Origin of the sequence: Pantoea sp. T14 (assembly GCF_036663535.1) — a bacterium.
Taxonomy (GTDB): Bacteria; Pseudomonadota; Gammaproteobacteria; order Enterobacterales; family Enterobacteriaceae; genus Pantoea; species Pantoea phytostimulans.
In genome coordinates, this window is the sequence record NZ_JAWUEB010000027.1 from 699,867 (window position 1) to 718,445 (window position 18,579).

Consider the following 18,579-nt stretch of genomic DNA (forward strand, 5'->3'; position numbering starts at 1 on the left):
CAATATGAATTAACTGTTAAACCATTTTTGATCTTTCAACAGGATTTACGTAAAGATTCGTACGAATGGGTGAGAGAATTAATCCTTGTTTTGCACAAAAGATGCGATAAATCTGGGGAAATGGTTAATTTTATGTGATGAATGTCACGGAAAAGTCTTAACAAAAAGCCTTCAAAGCCCGCCGCTACGCTAATCTTCGCCCGCCAATTCGTTAATTAAACTAAACACTCGCCCTTTACAGTGATTTTACAAAATCATTACGTTGGTTAAAATCGCGTTGATTTTATGTGTTTTTATTTGAGTAATCATCATTATTGATGGCCTGAGGAAGGATCATGGTTAACAAAATTACCAGTGTAATCATCGCAATCGTCGCGGTTGTGATGTTGTACATGGGGGGAGAACTCCTGCTGCTTGGAGGCAGTGCATTCTATGCGCTGATGGCGGCAGGTTTATTGATCACAGCAATTTTACTGTTCCTGAATAAACGCAGCGCCTTAACGTTTTATGCACTGCTGATGTGGATCACATTATTTTGGATTATCTGGGAAGTCGGTTTTGATAAGTGGCAATGGATTCCACGCGGCGACCTGTTTGGCGTAATCGGCGTATGGCTGGCGCTGCCGTTTGTCGTCCGCCCGCTTTATCAAGGTCAACGCCGCTTCCATCCGCTGCTGGGCAGTACGGTTGTGATCATGGTTGCCTTGGTGATTGGCCTGTGCTTTTACGATCCGCTGCCGCAACAGGGCACTATCAGCAATACGCGTGCGCCTTCTGCCTCTATGGGCGCGGGTAATGACTGGAGCGCGTATGGCGGTTCAACCAACGGCCTGCGTTTCTCGTCACTGAATCAGATCACCAAAGATAACGTCAAGGATCTGGAAGTGGCCTGGACGTATCACACGGGTGATTTGCGCCAGGGCGATGACGCGACCGAATACACCTTTGAAGCTACGCCGCTGAAAGCCAACGGTATGTTGTATTTCTGTACACCGCATAACGAAGTGCATGCGCTTGACCCCGAAACGGGTGCGGTGAAATGGAAAACGACGCCGGATAAAAATCGCTCTTATCTGCAACAGCATCAAACCTGTCGTGGCGTGAGTTATTACGAAGAGAGCAACGCGGCTGCAGAAAACAGTGCTGCGCAACCCGCAATGTGTCGCAAGCGCATCTTCAACGCGACCACCGATGCACGTCTGATTGCCTTTGACGCTGACACCGGCAAACGCTGCGCCGATTTCGGCCAGAACGGCGAAGTCAATCTGCGTGACAATATGGGCGAAGTGCGTCCACACGCTCTGATGCAAACTGCGGCACCGCTGGTCGCTGGCAATTTGGTGATTGTTGGGGGCTCGGTGATGGATAACGGTTTTAACACCGGCAATCCATCGGGTGTGATCCGCGCTTACGATGTGATCACCGGCCGTTTGGTCTGGAACTTCGATCCAGCAAACCCGGAAAACACCGCGCCGGTTGCGGCTGATGCGACCTATCCACAAGATACGCCAGTCGCATGGGGCACGCTAAGCGCTGACCTGAAAAATGGTCTGGTGTACGTGCCATTTGGTAATGCGTCACCGGACGAAGTGGGCATTGAGCGTGATGCCAACAGCAACACCGAGAAATTTCGCGATGCGCTGGTCGCGCTGGATCTGAAAACCGGTGCCTTCAAATGGCGCTATCAGAGTTCAAACCACGACTTGTGGGATCGCGATAATCCTTCTCAGCCATCGTTGGTTGATATCACCTACAAAGGTAATGCGCAGCCTGCTGTGATTCTGCCGACCAAAACCGGCAACCTGTTTGTGCTGAACCGTCTTACCGGCGAACCGGTTTATCCGGTTGAGCAAGTCAAGGTCTCAACCGAAGGTGGGGTGGAAGGCGAGAAGTTTGCTGCTACGCAGCCCGTTTCCAGCCTGAACTTCATTCCGCAACCGTTGACTGAAAAATCGATGTGGGGCATCACACCGTTTGATCAGATGAGCTGCCGTGCGAATTTCCGTGAACTGCGTTACGACGGCAACCCATGGACGCCATCAACGGAAAAAGGCACGTTGGTTTTCCCAGGTAACATCGGGGTGTTTAACTGGGGTTCGGTGGCTATTGATCCTGAACGTCAGATGTTAATTGCGACACCTGTTCGTCTGGCCTACAAATACAACTTGATCAAACGTACGCCTGAGACCGCCACTCAGCGCACCTTCACCAAAGATGGTCAGCCTTACTGGAATGAAAACTTCCACGGCGACTATGCCATTCATATCCAGCAGCTGGCTTCCGGTCTCGGTATTCCGTGTATCGCGCCGCCGTGGGGACGCATGGTGGGTGTTGACCTGAAAACCGGTAAAACAGAATGGCTGCGCCGCGTAGGCACCACCAAAAACCTGAAAACCAGCTTCCTGCCGGGCCGTTTCCCAATCGGATTCCCGATGGGTATGGTGGCGCACGGTGGGCCGCTGGTCACTGCGGGCGATGTGGTTTTCCACGGCGCAACGGCAGATAACTTCTTCCGCGCTTATGACAGCAGCACCGGTGAGTTACTGTGGCAGACTGAACTGACTGCTGGCGCACAAGCCACGCCATCAACCTTTATGGGTAAAGATGGTAAGCAATATGTGGTTATCGCTGCAGGCGGTCACGGCTCGCTGGGTACACAAGCGGGTGACAGCGTAGTCGCGTTCCGACTGAAGTAAGCGTAACAGGCTGAGTGCCAGCGTGTCTGGCACTCAGCTTTTTGATTTGCCGATTATTTAATTCAATACTTCTACACCCATTCCTCAGCTTCGCGCTATCGAAAACAGCCACCTCAACCTATAATTACAGCCCTTTTTGGCATCCTGCCGCTTCGCTATCCTTACGTTCCACTAAAGAGAAAAAATGAAAACGTTTTTTATCTTCCTGCTGACAGGTTTGGTCTTGCTGCTCTCGACCGCAGCGCAGGCAGTTGATTGCCAGCGTGCAAGCAGCCCGACCGAACAAATGGTGTGTCGCGATCCCGAGTTGCGCTGGTTGGATCACACCTTAGATGCCCGCTGGCTTGAACAGCTGGTGGGGCAAGCACAGCCCAACGGCAAACTCTATACCGAGTGGCTGCAACAGCGTAAAGCCTGTAGTAGCCCGTTTTGCCTCAAGCGCGCCTATTTTCAGGGTTACGGCCAACTGTTTAACGCTAATCGCCATATCGACTGGAGTGGTGAGTGGTGGAACGTCAGCGCCACCAATGGCGAAAGCGGACGTCTGGTGATTAAAAACGCCAGTGATTTTTCTGCCGAACTGGATCTGCACGCCGTACGGGGTGCTTACAAAATTGATATCGATAGCGAAGCGCGCCGCTACTATGGCGTGCTCTATGTCAACAATATCAACGGGGCAGAAAATTGCGCCATGATTGTGGTACCGCGTCAAGACGGCAATCTGGAAGTCAGCACACAAAGCAATGGCAGTTGCGCATTACTTTTCCCCACCGACGTACGGCCTGATGGCGTTTATGTAAGGGGAGATCACGATCCCCGTCCAGCCTCGACGCTGCTGAATACAGGAATCTTACCCGATGAAAAACTGGACAGTGCGTTTCGCCAGTTGGCAGGTGACGAATATGCACAATACGTCGCCACGGCTAATGCCCTGCATTACACCCAAGATCTGGATAATGTGTCAGCGAAAGCCATGACTTTGCGCGTCATTGGCGAAGCCAATCGCCGTGCGGCAATCATCATGTACAACCCAAGTGGCAGTATTTGGGCAATGCGTGTTGCGCCCAATGCGCAGAACAAACTGGAATTCCATTACCTGACCAATCAGGAAGACAAAAGCGCTATCCCTAAAACGATTCAGGGATGGCGCAGCCACTTTATTGTTACGCAGTAAATCACGCTGACCACGTCGATCTTATTCAGGTTGGCATCATCAACGTCCGCCGATTTAATCTTCAAATCGGCTTGTGGCGTCACGGTCGCCTTCATAACGCCTTATCAGCGGAAACGGAGGCAACCAGGATTCACGACGCACGATCCAACTTTCGTAAGTCGGCTTTAACTGGTCGGCGCTATCCAACGATCCCAGATTTACTTCGATTTCATCGTCGGAGCGTGCGAAAACAGACGAGCCGCAGTGTGGACAGAAAAAGCGTCCAGCATAGTCACGCATTTCTCCCACAATGGTCACCGCCTGCTGAGGGAATATGGCAGAGGCGTGAAAAAGCGCGCCATGATGCTTACGGCAGTCAAGGCAGTGGCACAGGCCAACCCGGTAGGGAAGTCCTGAAGCCTCAATACGCACATTGCCGCACAGGCAACCGCCCGTAAATTTTTCCATACGCTATCTCCTCAAAATAAAGGAAGTGGAATAGTTACCCTTAGGTCGAAACAGGGCAGTTCTTACTATTCAGCGATTGCGCATAAAGATGAAGTTTTTAAACCTGTAGTGTGATGGAGGTGGCAGAGTTATCGCCACACAGCAAAAGGCGAAACCATCGTCGCTCCCGTTAAACCGCACTGATAAATAACCGCTAGCGCCTCAAGGTCTTCTGCTTCCACTGCGTTTCCAGCGGCCAGGCAGAGAACAGCGTGAATAGGGGATCTTTGGCTGATTATTATTTGCTTTAACCTATTGATTTATAATTTAAAGTGAGGGTTTTCTAAACTGGAAGACGGGGGTGATTAGGTGTAAAATACAGCATGAAATTATTTTAATTACCGTTGCGCGCAGGATAACAGTAAATGATTGAGCCCTTAGAGCAGAGATTACAACGCGAACTTGACCACATTAACACAACAGAAAAAAGAGACGACAAACCCTATTTTGATATCTCCTTTATCAAGGAATATTCAGGGCTTTATGCTCTGATGTGGATTCTTTTTCTCATCACGTTGGGCGTGCTTCTGTATGTCGATACCTTTGGCAAAGCCGAAGTCATTGTCTGCTGCCTGATCTTTTTCGTGCTTAACTTTTTCTTCTTTTTCCATATCAATCCCTCTTATAAAGCCAAAGATATCGATAAAGGGGCGTGGAAAAACTGTTACACCGGCGACTGGTATATGGAAGTTCACGTTCGGGAAGCGTTTATACAAGAACTATTGAACGGAGACCTGCTCACGCAGGAGGAAAAAGCCACTCTTGACCGACAATACCAAAAGAAAGGTTATCTCTATTTTGCTGATATCTACAGATTAAGACATAAATAAACGGGTGTTGTGTTGGTAAGTGCCGCTGTTTTTAATTTCCGCTTTGATGCCACACAATGCTTCGTCTCTTCCCCATGAAGCAGAGAGAAAAACGCCATCCTAAATAAATCTGGGATGGCGTCATCACTGAATTACTCGTTAATGCGTTGTTTCATCTCACGCGTATGCCTGGAATAATCCTCACCGCATTCGGCTGAACAAAATGCGGTATCTGATACGACAGGTTCATCTTTGCACCAGATGCATTTTCCGTCAGGACTTTTGAGTCGTGGTTGTCGGGCCGAAAGTGCGGCTGTTATCAACGCTTCCTCGCGTTCCTGAGCTAAATCAGCATCGTCCATTATTGCTCCTTTATTTTGACCTTTCAGGTAGTTAAAAAAGACAAACAAAAACATCCAATTTCAGCGGTAAGTATAACCTAACGGCCTCGCTTAAACTTTCCACGTTTCACCTAATCAAAAATATCGGCTGGTGCCGTTTTAATTGACTGCAAGTTGGGTAATGCTAGCAAAAAAAGGGGAAAACGCTTTAACCGGTCGTTGATTTACTCTAATTAAAATAGAAAAACTTAAACGCCAGCCCCAACATAATTCCAGGGATGACGTCAGGGCTGTCCAGTCAATCACTCCACCACGCCAACCACATTCAGGTTAGCGTCATCCGGGATCTCATTGTAAGAAAGCACATGCAGGCTGCTGGCGAACAAGCGAGCGTAACGCGCAATCAGCGGACGCAGTTGCGGCGTAACCAGTAAGACCTGCGTCAGGTTTTGCGCTTTCAGTTGTTCGGTGATCACCGGCAAGGTTGACTGCAACTGCGTCAAAATATTGGGATCCACCGGGAAGCTGTCGAGCGAGACTTTGCCCGCCTGCTGCGCCTGATTGAGTGAGTTGAGCAACAGGTTCTCCAGTTCGCTGTTCAGTGTGTAAGCCGAAAGCGGCTTGTGGTCTGGCGCGATAGCCGCCACCATGGCGCGGCGCAGCGCGAATCGCACATCTGAAGCCAATAGAATCGCATCTTTGGTCACGGCACTTGATTCCAGCAGCGTGGTCGCGATGGTGGTGATATCTTTCAGTGAAACCTGGTCAGTCAGCAGCAGACGATAAACGCGCAGCAGTTGACTGTGATTCAACGCCTGACTGAGATCTTCAGCCAGTTTGGGTGCCATCGCAGCCAGACGATCATGCAGTTGAGTAATGTCATCGTAATTGAACAATTCAGGCAGATTTTCGCGCGCTATCTTGTTGACGTGCGTCGCAATAACGCTGGCACAATCCACCACTTGATAACCAAGATTGAGTGCCTTGGCTTTCTGCTCAGCCAAAATCCAGGTCACGGTTAAGCCGTAGGCGGGATCGGTATCCAGCACACCATCAATTTCGCCATATTGTTCCGGGGTCGGGATCGCCATCAGGCGGTCGGGATGCACTTCGCCGGTTGCCGAGCGCACCCCGTTGATCTGAATGGCGTACTGGGCGGGTTTAAGGCGAAAATCTTCGCGAATGGCAATTTCAGGCAGCAGCACACCACTGGTTTCAGAGACCACCTGGCGCACGCCGCGTACGCGCTGTTTCAGCGGGCTGCCGCGTGAGCTATCAACCAGCGGCACCACTTTGTAACCAAGGTTTAGGCCAATCGGCTCAACCATTGGAATGCTTTGCCAGTTTATCGGCGCAACGTCCTCTTCCTGCTGGAGTGCCTGAGTCAGGGCTGCGATCTCTTCAGGATTCTGGGTGGGTTTTGCCACCTGGCGGCTTTGACGCCATCCGGCAAACACCAGCAGGGCGGTGAACAGCAGGAAGACGGTGTGTGGCATGCCAGGAACAATCGCGAGGATAAACATCACCAACGCTGCGCTATAAAGCGTGGTCGGCTTAGCCAAAATCTGCGACTTAACTTCTTCGCCAATGTCGTTACCATCGCTGACGCGGGTCACGATGATCGCCGCCGCTGTTGACAACAGCAATGACGGAATCTGTGCCACTAAGCCATCACCAATGGTGAGCAGAACATATTGTTCAAAAGCCTGACCGGCGGGCAAGTTGTGTTTGAATACGCCAATTAAAATCCCGCCAATCACGTTGATCAGCAAGATCATGATGCCTGCGACCGCATCACCACGAACAAATTTAGAGGCGCCGTCCATCGAACCATAGAAGTCCGCTTCGTTGCCCACATCGCGGCGGCGGTCGCGCGCCTGTTCCTGATTAATTAAACCGGCATTAAGATCGGCATCAATCGCCATCTGTTTACCGGGCAATGCGTCCAGCGTAAAGCGCGCAGAGACCTCTGAGATACGTTCTGCGCCTTTGGTGACCACCACAAAGTTGATTATCAAACGATCGGCCAAAAAAGCGCACAACGCACATCATGGCGGTGCGTGGAAAGTGGCCTTCGCGGACTTTACCCTGGCGATGATGGCGCTGTTTATGGTGCTGTGGATCATGGGTTCGGTAACAGAAGAGGAGCGCAAAGAGATCGTTGCACAGCTGCACGGCACCTCTATTTTTAACGAGTCTTCCTTTAATCCGCTGCAAGATTCCGGGGAACAAGGGGCAGTGCTGGTGGGAGAAAGCCTCGCAGCACAGTCTGAACCCGTTCGCGAGGAGGCTGACAGCGTGCTGGATAGCGCCTTAGACAACGCGCCCAAAGAGAGCCTTGAAAGCGTGTTAAGTCGATCGGATACCGAGCTGGAAGCGTTACGCCAGCTAATAATGCGAATCATGCAGAACCTTAATACCCAAGGCAACTTAGTGCTGGAAAAAGTGCCGCAAGGGCTGCGTATTCTGATTCAGGATGACAGTAACCGCATGATGTTCCCGCGAGGCAGCGCGGTATTGACCCCTTATTTCAGCAAGTTGCTGGTTGAACTTGCGCCAGCGTTTAACCGCCTGGATAACAAGATCATGATCAGCGGTCATACCGACGCCGCGCAATACAGTGGCAAGGCGGCTTATAACAACTGGAATCTGTCGGGCGATCGTGCTTTAGCGGCGCGTCGTACGCTGGAGCAGGGTGGCCTGGAACAAAATCGCATTATCCAGGTTAACGCCATGGCGGGACGCATGCCGCTGGATACGGAGAATCCGCTGGCCGATCGTAACCGTCGTATTGAAATCATGGTACTGACCGAAGCCGCAACAGACTCTCTTTTCCAGTTCTACGGCGTTAATGGTGAAAAGGTGGTTAAGCCGATTACTCAGCATCTCAGGTAGCGGCAATAAAGGGCAGTTTTGTCGTCATCCATGAAGCGAAGTGCCATTGAGCCGATTTGGCTCGACCGGTGGTAAGTGCCACCGGTTCTTTTTAGCGATCAAACTCAAAGAGGCCAGCTGGGATGGATGCTCCACCGCTTGCAATCCCCATACCGCATTACGTTTTTACAGCCGCGATAGACAATTGCTGAAATACAGGTCAACACCCGCCAGGGAAAGCCACGGGCCAAAGGGAATTGCACGGGACAAGGCTTGGTTGAAAAGAGCTTTATTAAGCAGCATCCAGGTTAACCCACCTCCGGCAGCAATAAGCAACAGTTCAGGCAAAGATTGCCAGCCAAGCCAGGCGCCCAGCGCAGCCAGCAGTTTGGCATCGCCCATTCCTAATCCCTCACAACGCCGCAAGCAGCGATAGCTGGTGGCCAATAGCCACAACAGGCTATAACCTGCGGCCGCGCCAATAACCGCATCGCCTAAACTTCCCGGCAACAGTGCATAAACGTGCAGTAATAAACCTAGCCAAAGCAAGGGAAGCGTTAAGGCATCGGGTAACAGCTGGTGTTTGATATCTATCAGCGTTAAAGCCAACAGCGTCCAACACAGCACCAGCGTTATGATTAAAAAGCGATCCTGTGGCAGTTGCCAGGCGGACACGACACCGATTAACAAGGTCAGGGCTTCAGTAAGCGGATAGCGCAGGCTAATCGGCGCCTGGCAGTGAAAGCATTTACCGCGTAGCAGCAGCCAACTTAGCAAAGGAAGGTTATCGCGCCAGCGTAAAGGGGTTTTACAGTCTGGACAATGGGATCGAGGGCGACAGAGCGTCACCGGAGACGTCGGCTGAAGAAGCTGTAGTGGCAATCGATAGACCACCACATTAATAAAACTGCCGGCAGAAAGTGCAATTAAAACAGTAATCGACCCGGTAATGATGTCAACATCCATGCTGTTACCTCTGATGAACCAATTGCAGCGGAAAGAGTGGATGCAACAGTAAACGCAACCACGCTCCGCCGCTATTGCGTCTCGGTGATTACAGGGGATTTCATTGAGTTTTATGCGCTGTGCCGAAGCGTTGAGATTTTGCTGCTTAACCCGTGTCAGAAAGGGCTGACACGGGGATAAGTGAAGCGTCTTAGCGTAACGCCAACGGGCTACTCTGAAACTTTCACCACGGTCTTGCCGAAGTTTTTTCCGTTGAGCATATCGATAAACGCCTGTGGCGCGTTTTCCAGCCCATCGATAACGTGTTCGCGATAATGAATCTTCTTGTTCTCAACCAGCGGCGTCATGACGGATAAGAACTCAGAATAACGATCACCGTAATCCTGGAAAATGATAAAGCCTTGCATACGGATGCGGCGCTTGAGGATGCCCGCCATAATTAACGGCGTTCTGTCGGGGCCTTCCGGTAAATCTTTTGCGCTATAGCCCGAAACCAATCCACACACTGGCACGCGTGCAGCGGTATTTAGCAGAGGAAACACCGCGTCGAACACTTTTCCGCCGACGTTTTCGTAATAAATATCAATGCCATCTGAACAGGCTGCGGCGAGTTGTTCAGCAAAATCGTTGCTGTGATGATCAATACAGGCGTCGAAGCCCAGTGTCTCTACCGCATAGCGGCATTTTTCTTCACCACCCGCTACGCCAACCACGCGGCATCCCTGCATTTTACCTAGCTGACCCACCGTTGCGCCCACGGGGCCAGTGGCTGCGGCAACCACTAAAGTTTCACCCTTTTTAGGTTGCCCAATATCCATCAATCCCATATAAGCCGTGAAGCCAGGCATTCCCAAAATACCCAGCGCCCATGAAGGATGGGGCAGGTCATTGCCTAACTTCGCTAAACCGGAACCGTCGGAGAGGGCATATTCCTGCCACCCGCTTTGGCCTAAGACCCAATCTCCTTCCTGATAATCAGCATGTTTTGATGCGGCGACCTGAGAAACGGTGCCGCCCACCATAGGTTCATTCAATTCGGCAGGCGCGGCATAAGACTTTCCGTCATCCATGCGACCGCGCATGTAAGGATCCAGCGACAGATAAGCGGTGCGCAACAGCACTTCGCCCTCTTTCAGTTCTGGAATCGGCTGTTGAACAAAACGGAAGTTATCTTTGGTAGGTTCGCCATCAGGACGTGAAGCCAAAAGCCATGCGTGATTTTGCGGTTGCTGATTCGACATTGTTTCTCCTTTTTCATCTTCAGTGTGCTGCATTAACGAAGGTGTTCTTCCGTTAGAGTGTAGGTCTAGCAGAGCCTGACCAAGAGGGATTAGCGGTTTGTGGGGTAAGAAATTTTTTATCGTGACGCATTTAAACGGGTATTACCGCACGGATGTCGCAGACATAACCTGTTGAAGAGGCTACGCTTCATGGCGAACGGCGGTTGAAGTGACGTTATTGCCTCGCAAGAGTGCGATGCCATAACGCTCAACGCGTTCTCAACAATCCCTAACCTGCAAACGACAGGCTCGGGCTTCATTTGAGTGAGCCTTTTGACAAGGAGTTAAAGATGACCGTACCCGTGGTGGCTATTTTTACCGCTAAAGCTGGCAAAGAAGAGGTTGTAGAAGCGCTGTTCAAAGGCGTGGTTGAGACGACGCTGGTGGAAGAGGGCTGCATTACGTATCAGCTCAACCGTGACAATGACAATGCACGTCGTTTTGTCTGGACTGAAGAGTGGGCGTCGCGTGAGGCGCTGCAAAAGCACCTGGAAGCGCCCCATATCGTTAAGCTTTTTGCCGATCTGCCAGCGCATATTGAATCTTCAGAGGTGATCATTCTGAATAAGGCCGCAGGCGGACACGCTTAAGAGTTATCAATGTACGATGAAAAAACGGGGCCGCGATGGCCCCGTTTTTATTCCTTCATCAATAAAGACGCTGACGCGTTTTGCGATAAGTCATTATCAATTACTCGTTTGACTCCAGTATGCCTTTGACGCCGTGCGGTTCAGAGCGCAAATATTGTGGCGGAACACTGACTTTGCCTTTTAATTCTGCTGCTGCGTGCCATGGCCAGCGTGGGTCGTAGAGAATGCCGCGAGCCAGCGCCACTAAATCGGCCTCGCCCTCTTGCAGCAAGGTTTCTGCCTGTTGCGGTTCTGTAATTAGCCCAACCGCAATCACTGGAATCGTCACTTGCTCACGAATATCGCGGGCAAACGGAACCTGATAACCCGCTTTGACCTCAATTTTCTGATCCTGCGACAACCCTCCGCTGGAGACATGGATATAGGCGCTGTTCAGTGATTCAAGCTGTTTAGAGAAAGCGATAGATTGCGTCACATCCCATCCACCTTCGACCCAGTCTGTTGCTGAAATGCGTACGCCAACAGGGATGTTTTCTGGCACGGCATCTCTCACCGCGCGAAAGACTTCCAGGGGAAAACGCATTCTGTTCTCTAAAGAGCCGCCGTATTGATCTGTGCGCTGATTCGATAATGGAGAAAGGAATTGATGCAATAAATAACCGTGCGCGGCATGTACCTCGATCAGTTGAATCCCCAAGCGAACGGCACGCTGCGCGGTTTCAACAAAGGCTTTTTTAACGCGTTCCAGAGCGGCTTCATCCATGGCGATAGGTGGGTTTTGTTGTTCGCTGTAGGCCAGCGCTGAAGGCGCAACAGTTTGCCATCCACCCGCATCCAGACTTAACTGCTCACCGCCTTCCCATGGCGCAGCACATGACGCCTTGCGACCTGCGTGACCCAGCTGAATACCGATCGGTATAGATGAATATTGGCGTATATCTTCCAGCACTGTGCGAAGCGCAGATTCCGTTTCATCATTCCATAGCCCCAAATCCTGCGGGGTAATGCGGCCAATATCTTCAACGGCAGTTGCTTCGATAATCAGCAAGCCGGCACCAGAAAAGGCCAGTTGACCGAGGTGTATGCGATGCCATGCTGTTGCCTTGCCCGCGTCAGCAGAATATTGACACATGGGCGCAATCACGATTCTGTTATCCAGTGCTAACTGACCAATACTGATGTTGGAGAAAAGTTGACTCATGAAAACCTCTTTTTGCTTTACCGACTGAAATGGCCTTCAACAACTATAGAACTGACTGTTTTCTTATGCGCCTTAAAAGATGAATAGGGTGCAAAAACAGCAAGATATGTTAATGATAAGCGGGCGACATGCCTGAGCCGCGCAATTATTTATCAACATTCTGGCTTTGCAGGAAGTGATAAACCGCACCCAACATGCCTGAATCATTGCCGTGGGTTGCCGTATCAATCGAGATATCCTGACTGAACCATTCGAGATGAAACTTGACCTCGTCTAAAAAGGATTCCCGTTCGGCGATACCGCCGCCAATGAATATCGTTTCGGGGTCAAATATGGAGGCCAAATTAAAGATGCCAGAGCAGAGATCCTGGTAGAAGGTCGTCACCATGCGGCTGGCGATGGCGTCGCCTTGGTCATAGTGATCAAAAACATCTTTGCCAGAAACGTCTTTAGTAGATAAACCTTTCTGCTCGCTGTAATACTCGCGCAGCGCGGTCATGGTGCAGGTCTTACTCATGCTGTAATGCATGATATTGCTGCTGGCAGGGCGAGAGGTGAGGAGGCAGCCAAACTCACCGGCACGATCGCGTTTGCCGCGTATCAAGGCGTTATTACAAAAGGCGGCACCACCCAGGCCTGTGCCGATGGTCAGCATCAAAAAATCTGACATTTTGCTGGCTTTACCCAACCAATATTCTGCCAGCAGGGCACAATGCGCATCGTTTTCGACGCTCACCGGTAATGCGGTTTTTTCTGATAACCATTCGGCAAGCGGGAACTGATCAAACTCTCTGACCGTGCCTCCCATGGATATAAAGCCGCGCTGTGCATCAACGTAACCCGGCACGCTAATCGCAATACCTTCACACTCACTGTTTTTCTTCAACCAACCCAATATTTCATTAAGGATTTTATCGCGAGAATTGTGCGAGATATCCGCGCTCTCCTGACACAGCATCTCACCCTCATTAGTTACAACACCCATTTTCAACGAAGTACCACCGATATCAAACGCCGCAATCTTCATTTTTTTCTCCCAGAAAGACAATCAACGCTTAGAAGTATAGAGGGCGATGAAAACACCAGACGTTAAAACGCGTTCAAGTGTCTTTAATCACTGATTTGCCTAGTGGGAGCGAAGCTGCAAAATGCGACATCTGGCTTTTTTGAACTGGATCTGATTAAAAATTACTCACCTGTGAAATGGTTACCATAGCGATTACCTAGACCAGCCGGACGGCGTCATAAAGGAGGTTGTCTATCCTGTTGTCTCACAGAAAATGCTGCAAAATCTGGTCGATGAATTAAAAACACTGGGGGTAAATACCGAACAGGAAGTACATGAATCCATGCGTTCTTCTTACGGTAGTCACTATCTGACCATGCAGGTGATCTCAGCTATCGCTGAGTTTGAGAAGGATCAGCTAATCGAGCGCGCACATGCCGGTATTGCACGGGCAAAAGCATCAGGGAAACGCTTTGGACGCCCCGCTGCACTGAATGATGAATAAAAGAAATCGGTTCTGGAACGATTCAGCATGGTGATAACTGTGAGTGCCGTGGCCCGTGAATTTAGCACTACCCGACAAACTATTCTCAGGTAAAAGCAGCCAGTTTAGTGAGTTAAAGTGCCGCACCTTACAAAATTTACTTTTGTGTGTCTCCCCGGCAACGGCGATAAAATGCCTGCGGTGTATGATGGACCGATACTTAACCTGAGAAACTAAAAGGATTTAAATGCATGGCGGACGCGAAAGATAACACAACAGTGACCTGCCTGAGCCACAAAATGAAGTACAAAGAGGTCACCTGTGATAAGCAGCGGATGCACTGGCTGGAACTGCAGTTTGTAGACGAGGACAACAATGCGGTATCCGGCCTGAAGGTTCAGCTGGAGTACCATCATTTGGCAACGCCGGAGGAGCTGGCGCTGTGGGCCAGGGGCGGTCACGCCCGGTTTGACCCCACACCGCCGGCGAATCCGCCCGTCGGGGTGACCGACAGCCAGGGTCTGGTGCGGTTCGACGACCTGTACTGGATTAGCGTTGACGTGAAAACAGACGGCCAGCAGCTGGCCGACGAGATGGAACAGCGTCCGCTGGGCCTCAGCCGGAACCCGAACAGTCAGCCGGTAAGTAATAATATTTTCCGGCCAGAAACGCGCGATCCGAAATGGCGTTCAAACGTGCAGATTAGCGCTGAGCAGCACGGCTATGACCACCATTATGTGACCATTGGTAAACTGTGTGACCGGATGCCCGATATCCCTGAATGGACAGATAAAGAGCCGCCACGGTTTCACTTTCCGCATGGAACATCGCTGAAAGGCACGGAAATCCCTCGGGAGATGCTGGAGAAGCGGCATGTGATAGAAATCTGCCCGTTTCGGGCGTGGACACTGGTGCTGCATGACACGAAAGACTATTCGCTGGCAAATGGCTATAACCTCGGCGTGATGGCTGATATGGCCTATGCGAAAGGTGGGAATAAGGTTATTAAGCCGTTTTTCTTGGAAAAATGCCTGGATTTGTCCACGACACCGAGATATGAAGAATTTCCATCATTTCCTTACGCGCTTGTTGTTGATGTACCGTTCCGTGAGCGGTACATCACTGCTGAATTTCTGGACTCATCCCGCTTAAGTCACAAAGCCCCCGCCCGCTTATTGCTCGACAGCACCCAGCTTTTTTACGTGGAAAATGCGGCCCATGTGATCGTGGCATGGCGGGGAACGCAGGAGGTGCCGGACTGGATCACCGACAGCTGGTATTTACCGCAACCATGCCCGGCTGAGCTGGCTAAAGCCGGTCGTATTCACGGCGGTTTTCTGGAGGCATACCAGCTGGCGAAGGAGCGGTTTAAGGATACGTTTACTCAAATAAAAGATGATCTGGCAGACGCTAATGGAACGAAAAAGCTGTTTATCTGCGGGCATAGTCTGGGGGGAGCGCTAGGGCTGACTTACGCGGCAGAAATGAAAGCAGCTGAGCCGATACTCTACACATACGGAATGCCCCGGACCTTTACTGCGGATGCTGTGGGTAACCTGTATCAGATCACCCACTACCGGCACGTCAACGACAGCGACACCATCACCAGCGTGCCGTTTGATGCCAATCTGGATAACTGGTTGTACGGTAAGTTTGGTCCTCTCGGCGCCACGCTGGGCTTTTTCTGGACACTGACGGCCGAGCTGCCGGCGCAGATGGCAGGGGCTTACATTGGTGAGCATTACTGGCATCACGGCAGCCCGGTGGTCTTCTTCCGCGCCACACAGACCCGAACCTGGCTGGAATGCAAGGCGATAAATAATTATTCCTGCCGCCGCCTCAGCTCCAGCGATATGCACAAAGTTAAACTGTTCCTTGTCCCGTCGCTGTCTGAGGCAGAAAACACGGAGGCGAAAGAGGCGCAGGAGGCGTTTGTGCGAGAGTTCCCGGCCGCGGATATTCAGACGATTTTCCCCCGGAACACCAATCCAAATTTTGACCATATGACCAGTCCGGGCCAGCACTCAATGGCGAGTGAGTATCTGCCGTTCCTGAACAACCAGCTTCTGGAATCGGCATGGCCGGAACTGAAACTGAGCCGGAAAGAGTACCGTGAGGATTTCCGGCAGCAAATGGCGGATTACGGGACAAGCAGTCCACCGGAAGAGTTGAAGCGAAACCGGATGTTCCTGGCCCTGCAGGATATGGTGGGCAGTTCGCTGACGATTACCCGGAAGCTGCTGGGCGGTGAGAATGCCCTGACCCGTTTTAAATCGATTACGGAGGAAGAAGTTGAATCGACACGCTAAATCTCTGGCAGGATTGCTGCCACTTCTGGCGCTGTTACCCTTGAGTGGCTGTGCCAGTCGCCCGGACTATACTCTTAGACCCCCAGCCAGTAGTGAATGGGTAACGGTAGCGGTGAAACTGCCAGCTGAGACGGAGGTATTACCGCTGGATGTGCTTTATCGCTCTGAGACATGCCGACGGAAAGTTTATGATCCCACGACTGAATCACATGTGAGTACGGAAAGGGGACTTAATCCCATGCAGATGGATCTCAGTCCAGCCGATGGTAATGGTGTTCGCCAGATTCGTATTGCCTTTGACGGTGGAACAAAGTGTGGCTGGACCCTAAGCGGTATCAGGGTCGGAATACAGTTAGCCAAAACCTCTGTACTGGCTAACGGGAAAGATATTATTCCTGCAAACTATGTATTTGATTTTGATGATGAGGGCTACAGCAATGCATTTGGGAAAGGAAAACCAAATTTTGTCAGTGGTGACTTAATGTTTAAAACTGAGTTTTTCCCGATGGTCATTACCAATAATATGTTCATTGAGACGTATGCTCAGCTGTTTGCTGGGAATACAAAATATGAGAAATGGAATAGGTACTACAGGCTTAGTGGTACAAAAAATATACGCATTGAACCAATAGTGTATTCCAAAAAAGTTGTCAAACTTGAAAGTCCTAGAAATCGGAAAGATAGCCCGGGGATGACCGTGTTATATCCAGATGGTACGACCGAAAAGATTAGAGGTATTATTCCCGACTATACAAAATTACTTTCTATGAAATAATGATGCATTCATCCATCTAAAAAGGATCTTCTTGAGATCCTTTTTTTACACTTTAGCCTTCGAACCTGCACATTTAGTAAAATGTCGCATTTTGCAGCTTCGCTCCCATTGGGCCGATTTCACGCTTAAAAATAAGCTTGATGAAAAGAGGATCTAACAATCGAAGTAACCCGGGATGTGTGGGGCATAAGCCGCCCGGCAGGCGGCTTAACCGTATCATTTAACAGACAAATCCTTTCTGTTATCGATTGTCTGCCGATGTTCATCTAAAAATGGCTTTTCAGCGGCATCTAAACGATCCATGCCGCTGGTAAACCGATGCCAGTAAGGATATTGCGGAGCAGGACGGGTCACTTGTTCAATTTTCTGCCGCTGTTCATCGCTTAAAACCAGATCGACGGCAGCCAAATTGTCGCGCAAATGCGCTTCAGTGCGGTTGCCAATGAGTAATGACGTGATGCCTGGACGGGTAGCGAGCCAAGCCAGACAAACTTGCGCTACTGAGGCATCAAGTTCTGAACCGACTTCAGCCAGCACATCAATCACGTTATAGGCGTGTTCCATATCGTGCACATAGGGTTCCGGCCAGCCATTACCTTGACGTGACGATTCAGGCGTTTTGACATTACGGCGCACCGTTCCGGTTAACCAACCTTCACCAAGTGGGCCCCAGACCAGCGTGCCAATATCTTGATCCCGTGCCATCGGCAGCAGTTCATATTCTGCTTCACGCGATTCAGGCGTGTAATAAATTTGCTGGCTGATGGGTTTGAGAAGGTTATATTTTTCAGCGCAACCCAGCGTCTTCATCATTTGCCATGCCGTGTAGTTTGAGGTGCCGAAATAGCGGATTTTCCCGCTTTTTACTAAATCCTCTAACGCTCTAAGCGTTTCTTCAACGGGCGTAACACCATCCCAATTGTGGATTTGATATAAATCGATGTGATCGGTTTTCAACCGGCGCAGGCTCGCTTCACAGGCTCTGATTAAATGATAACGGCTCGCACCGCTGTTGTTAGGATCGTCGCCCAGCGGACTGCGCGCTTTAGATGTAAGAATAACGCTGTCGCGCTTGTCGCCCAACGCATCACCCACAACCTGTTCTGCGCCGCCCATTGAGTAAAGATCAGCGGTATCGATCATATTCACGCCATAATCCAGCGCAATGTCGATAAACCGGCGCGCTTCTTTTGCATCAACGTTACCGGTTTTTTCAAACCCAGCTTTACCTGCGAATGGCACCGTGCCCAAGGCGAACTGCGAGACCAGTAATCCTGAATGACCTAGCTTGTTGTACTGCATATTTCATTCTCCCTTTCTGGTTAATTAAGCGGTTTGGCACAGAGGGCAAGCATCTTCTTGTGATAAACGTCTTGTTATAAATGTGATGGAAGGAAAGGGTAGAAAGCATCTGTGATTGTTGCAAATGCCCAAAGCACATTAACGCAAGCCGTTGAATCATCTCATCGCGGTGCATTACGTTGTGTACACGTCTCTATAAGTGGAAAGTCGCTAAATTTTTCAGCGCCCGGCTGCGGGTTTGTTAGACTTATATTGTTATTTTTAAGGGATGTATAAGAGGATGAGT

The 18,579-nt window shown here is 50.4% G+C and carries 14 protein-coding genes and 2 pseudogenes; 8 read left to right on the forward strand and 8 right to left on the reverse strand.

The window, feature by feature from the left end:
• The first annotated feature begins 335 nt into the window (after positions 1–335).
• Together SC127_RS21365 and SC127_RS21370 are read left to right on the forward strand one after the other, a co-directional pair.
• Positions 336–2,696 (forward strand): membrane-bound PQQ-dependent dehydrogenase, glucose/quinate/shikimate family, encoded by a 2,361-nt coding sequence (locus tag SC127_RS21365; RefSeq protein ID WP_332627953.1) that lies wholly within the window; start codon positions 336–338, stop codon positions 2,694–2,696.
• 184 nt (positions 2,697–2,880) lie between these two features.
• Entirely contained in the window at positions 2,881–3,870 is a 990-nt protein-coding gene (locus SC127_RS21370; RefSeq protein WP_243077954.1) for a lysozyme inhibitor LprI family protein, read from the forward strand.
• Between the two features lie 54 nt (positions 3,871–3,924).
• Here SC127_RS21370 and SC127_RS21375 read toward each other — a convergent pair whose 3' ends face one another.
• The gene (locus tag SC127_RS21375) at positions 3,925–4,317 is read right to left on the reverse strand and encodes a GFA family protein (RefSeq protein ID WP_332627954.1); all 393 of its coding nucleotides are present in this window, start codon (positions 4,315–4,317) and stop codon (positions 3,925–3,927) included.
• 404 nt (positions 4,318–4,721) lie between these two features.
• Here SC127_RS21375 and SC127_RS21380 point away from each other — a divergent pair, with 404 nt between their 5' ends.
• On the forward strand, positions 4,722–5,186 hold the full coding sequence (locus tag SC127_RS21380) for a YlaC family protein (protein ID WP_332627956.1): 465 nt from the start codon (positions 4,722–4,724) through the stop codon (positions 5,184–5,186).
• 131 nt (positions 5,187–5,317) lie between these two features.
• Here SC127_RS21380 and SC127_RS21385 read toward each other — a convergent pair whose 3' ends face one another.
• Together SC127_RS21385 and SC127_RS21390 are read right to left on the reverse strand one after the other, a co-directional pair.
• Positions 5,318–5,527, reverse strand: a complete 210-nt coding sequence (locus SC127_RS21385) for a hypothetical protein (RefSeq protein ID WP_215846832.1) — start codon at positions 5,525–5,527, stop codon at positions 5,318–5,320.
• Positions 5,528–5,808: 281 nt separating this feature from the next.
• A pseudogene (locus SC127_RS21390) lies at positions 5,809–7,524 on the reverse strand (flagellar biosynthesis protein FlhA); the annotation flags it as partial.
• Between SC127_RS21390 and lafU the strand changes: the two are divergent.
• Complete coding sequence (lafU, locus tag SC127_RS21395; protein WP_332627958.1) at positions 7,499–8,401, forward strand: putative lateral flagellar export/assembly protein LafU; 903 nt, start codon at positions 7,499–7,501, stop codon at positions 8,399–8,401. The pseudogene SC127_RS21390 and the gene lafU overlap by 26 nt on opposite strands.
• 165 nt (positions 8,402–8,566) lie before the next feature.
• On the opposite strand, the gene SC127_RS21400 is transcribed toward lafU, so the two are convergent.
• Positions 8,567–9,346 carry a prepilin peptidase gene (locus SC127_RS21400; RefSeq protein ID WP_332627959.1) on the reverse strand — a complete coding sequence of 260 codons (780 nt, stop codon included), beginning with the start codon at positions 9,344–9,346 and terminating at the stop codon, positions 8,567–8,569.
• A 209-nt stretch (positions 9,347–9,555) separates the two neighbouring features.
• Positions 9,556–10,587, reverse strand: a complete 1,032-nt coding sequence (locus SC127_RS21405) for an NADP-dependent oxidoreductase (protein ID WP_215846830.1) — start codon at positions 10,585–10,587, stop codon at positions 9,556–9,558.
• Positions 10,588–10,916: 329 nt separating this feature from the next.
• Between SC127_RS21405 and SC127_RS21410 the strand changes: the two genes are divergently transcribed.
• On the forward strand, positions 10,917–11,216 hold the full coding sequence (locus SC127_RS21410) for a putative quinol monooxygenase (RefSeq protein ID WP_243077949.1): 300 nt from the start codon (positions 10,917–10,919) through the stop codon (positions 11,214–11,216).
• A gap of 100 nt (positions 11,217–11,316) precedes the next feature.
• On the opposite strand, the gene SC127_RS21415 is transcribed toward SC127_RS21410, so the two are convergent.
• Positions 11,317–12,417, reverse strand: coding sequence for an NADH:flavin oxidoreductase/NADH oxidase (locus SC127_RS21415; RefSeq protein WP_215846828.1), 1,101 nt, complete (start codon positions 12,415–12,417; stop codon positions 11,317–11,319).
• Between the two features lie 145 nt (positions 12,418–12,562).
• Positions 12,563–13,444 carry an ROK family protein gene (locus tag SC127_RS21420; RefSeq protein WP_332627964.1) on the reverse strand — a complete coding sequence of 294 codons (882 nt, stop codon included), beginning with the start codon at positions 13,442–13,444 and terminating at the stop codon, positions 12,563–12,565.
• A 196-nt stretch (positions 13,445–13,640) separates the two neighbouring features.
• On the opposite strand from SC127_RS21420, the pseudogene SC127_RS21425 reads away from it, so the two are divergent.
• The 3 genes and pseudogenes from SC127_RS21425 to SC127_RS21435 all read left to right on the forward strand — a co-directional run.
• A pseudogene (locus SC127_RS21425) lies at positions 13,641–13,853 on the forward strand (hypothetical protein); the annotation flags it as partial.
• Between the two features lie 305 nt (positions 13,854–14,158).
• The gene (locus SC127_RS21430) at positions 14,159–16,216 is read left to right on the forward strand and encodes a lipase family protein (RefSeq protein ID WP_332627966.1); all 2,058 of its coding nucleotides are present in this window, start codon (positions 14,159–14,161) and stop codon (positions 16,214–16,216) included.
• Complete coding sequence (locus SC127_RS21435) at positions 16,200–16,991, forward strand: hypothetical protein (protein WP_332627968.1); 792 nt, start codon at positions 16,200–16,202, stop codon at positions 16,989–16,991. Before SC127_RS21430 ends, SC127_RS21435 begins: the two co-directional genes overlap by 17 nt.
• A gap of 216 nt (positions 16,992–17,207) precedes the next feature.
• On the opposite strand, the gene SC127_RS21440 is transcribed toward SC127_RS21435, so the two are convergent.
• Positions 17,208–18,293 carry an aldo/keto reductase gene (locus SC127_RS21440; RefSeq protein WP_332627970.1) on the reverse strand — a complete coding sequence of 362 codons (1,086 nt, stop codon included), beginning with the start codon at positions 18,291–18,293 and terminating at the stop codon, positions 17,208–17,210.
• Positions 18,294–18,579: the final 286 nt, after the last annotated feature.

Bases quoted from the DNA above. Each gene is read 5' to 3' on its own strand.
- SC127_RS21365 (WP_332627953.1), top strand. From the start codon at position 336: ATGGTTAACAAAATTACCAGTGTAATCATCGCAATCGTCGCGGTTGTG.
- SC127_RS21370 (WP_243077954.1), top strand. From the start codon at position 2,881: ATGAAAACGTTTTTTATCTTCCTGCTGACAGGTTTGGTCTTGCTGCTC.
- SC127_RS21375 (WP_332627954.1), bottom strand. From the start codon at position 4,317: ATGGAAAAATTTACGGGCGGTTGCCTGTGCGGCAATGTGCGTATTGAG.
- SC127_RS21380 (WP_332627956.1), top strand. From the start codon at position 4,722: ATGATTGAGCCCTTAGAGCAGAGATTACAACGCGAACTTGACCACATT.
- SC127_RS21385 (WP_215846832.1), bottom strand. From the start codon at position 5,527: ATGGACGATGCTGATTTAGCTCAGGAACGCGAGGAAGCGTTGATAACA.
- SC127_RS21400 (WP_332627959.1), bottom strand. From the start codon at position 9,346: ATGGATGTTGACATCATTACCGGGTCGATTACTGTTTTAATTGCACTT.
- SC127_RS21405 (WP_215846830.1), bottom strand. From the start codon at position 10,587: ATGTCGAATCAGCAACCGCAAAATCACGCATGGCTTTTGGCTTCACGT.
- SC127_RS21410 (WP_243077949.1), top strand. From the start codon at position 10,917: ATGACCGTACCCGTGGTGGCTATTTTTACCGCTAAAGCTGGCAAAGAA.
- SC127_RS21415 (WP_215846828.1), bottom strand. From the start codon at position 12,417: ATGAGTCAACTTTTCTCCAACATCAGTATTGGTCAGTTAGCACTGGAT.
- SC127_RS21420 (WP_332627964.1), bottom strand. From the start codon at position 13,444: ATGAAGATTGCGGCGTTTGATATCGGTGGTACTTCGTTGAAAATGGGT.
- SC127_RS21430 (WP_332627966.1), top strand. From the start codon at position 14,159: ATGGCGGACGCGAAAGATAACACAACAGTGACCTGCCTGAGCCACAAA.
- SC127_RS21440 (WP_332627970.1), bottom strand. From the start codon at position 18,293: ATGCAGTACAACAAGCTAGGTCATTCAGGATTACTGGTCTCGCAGTTC.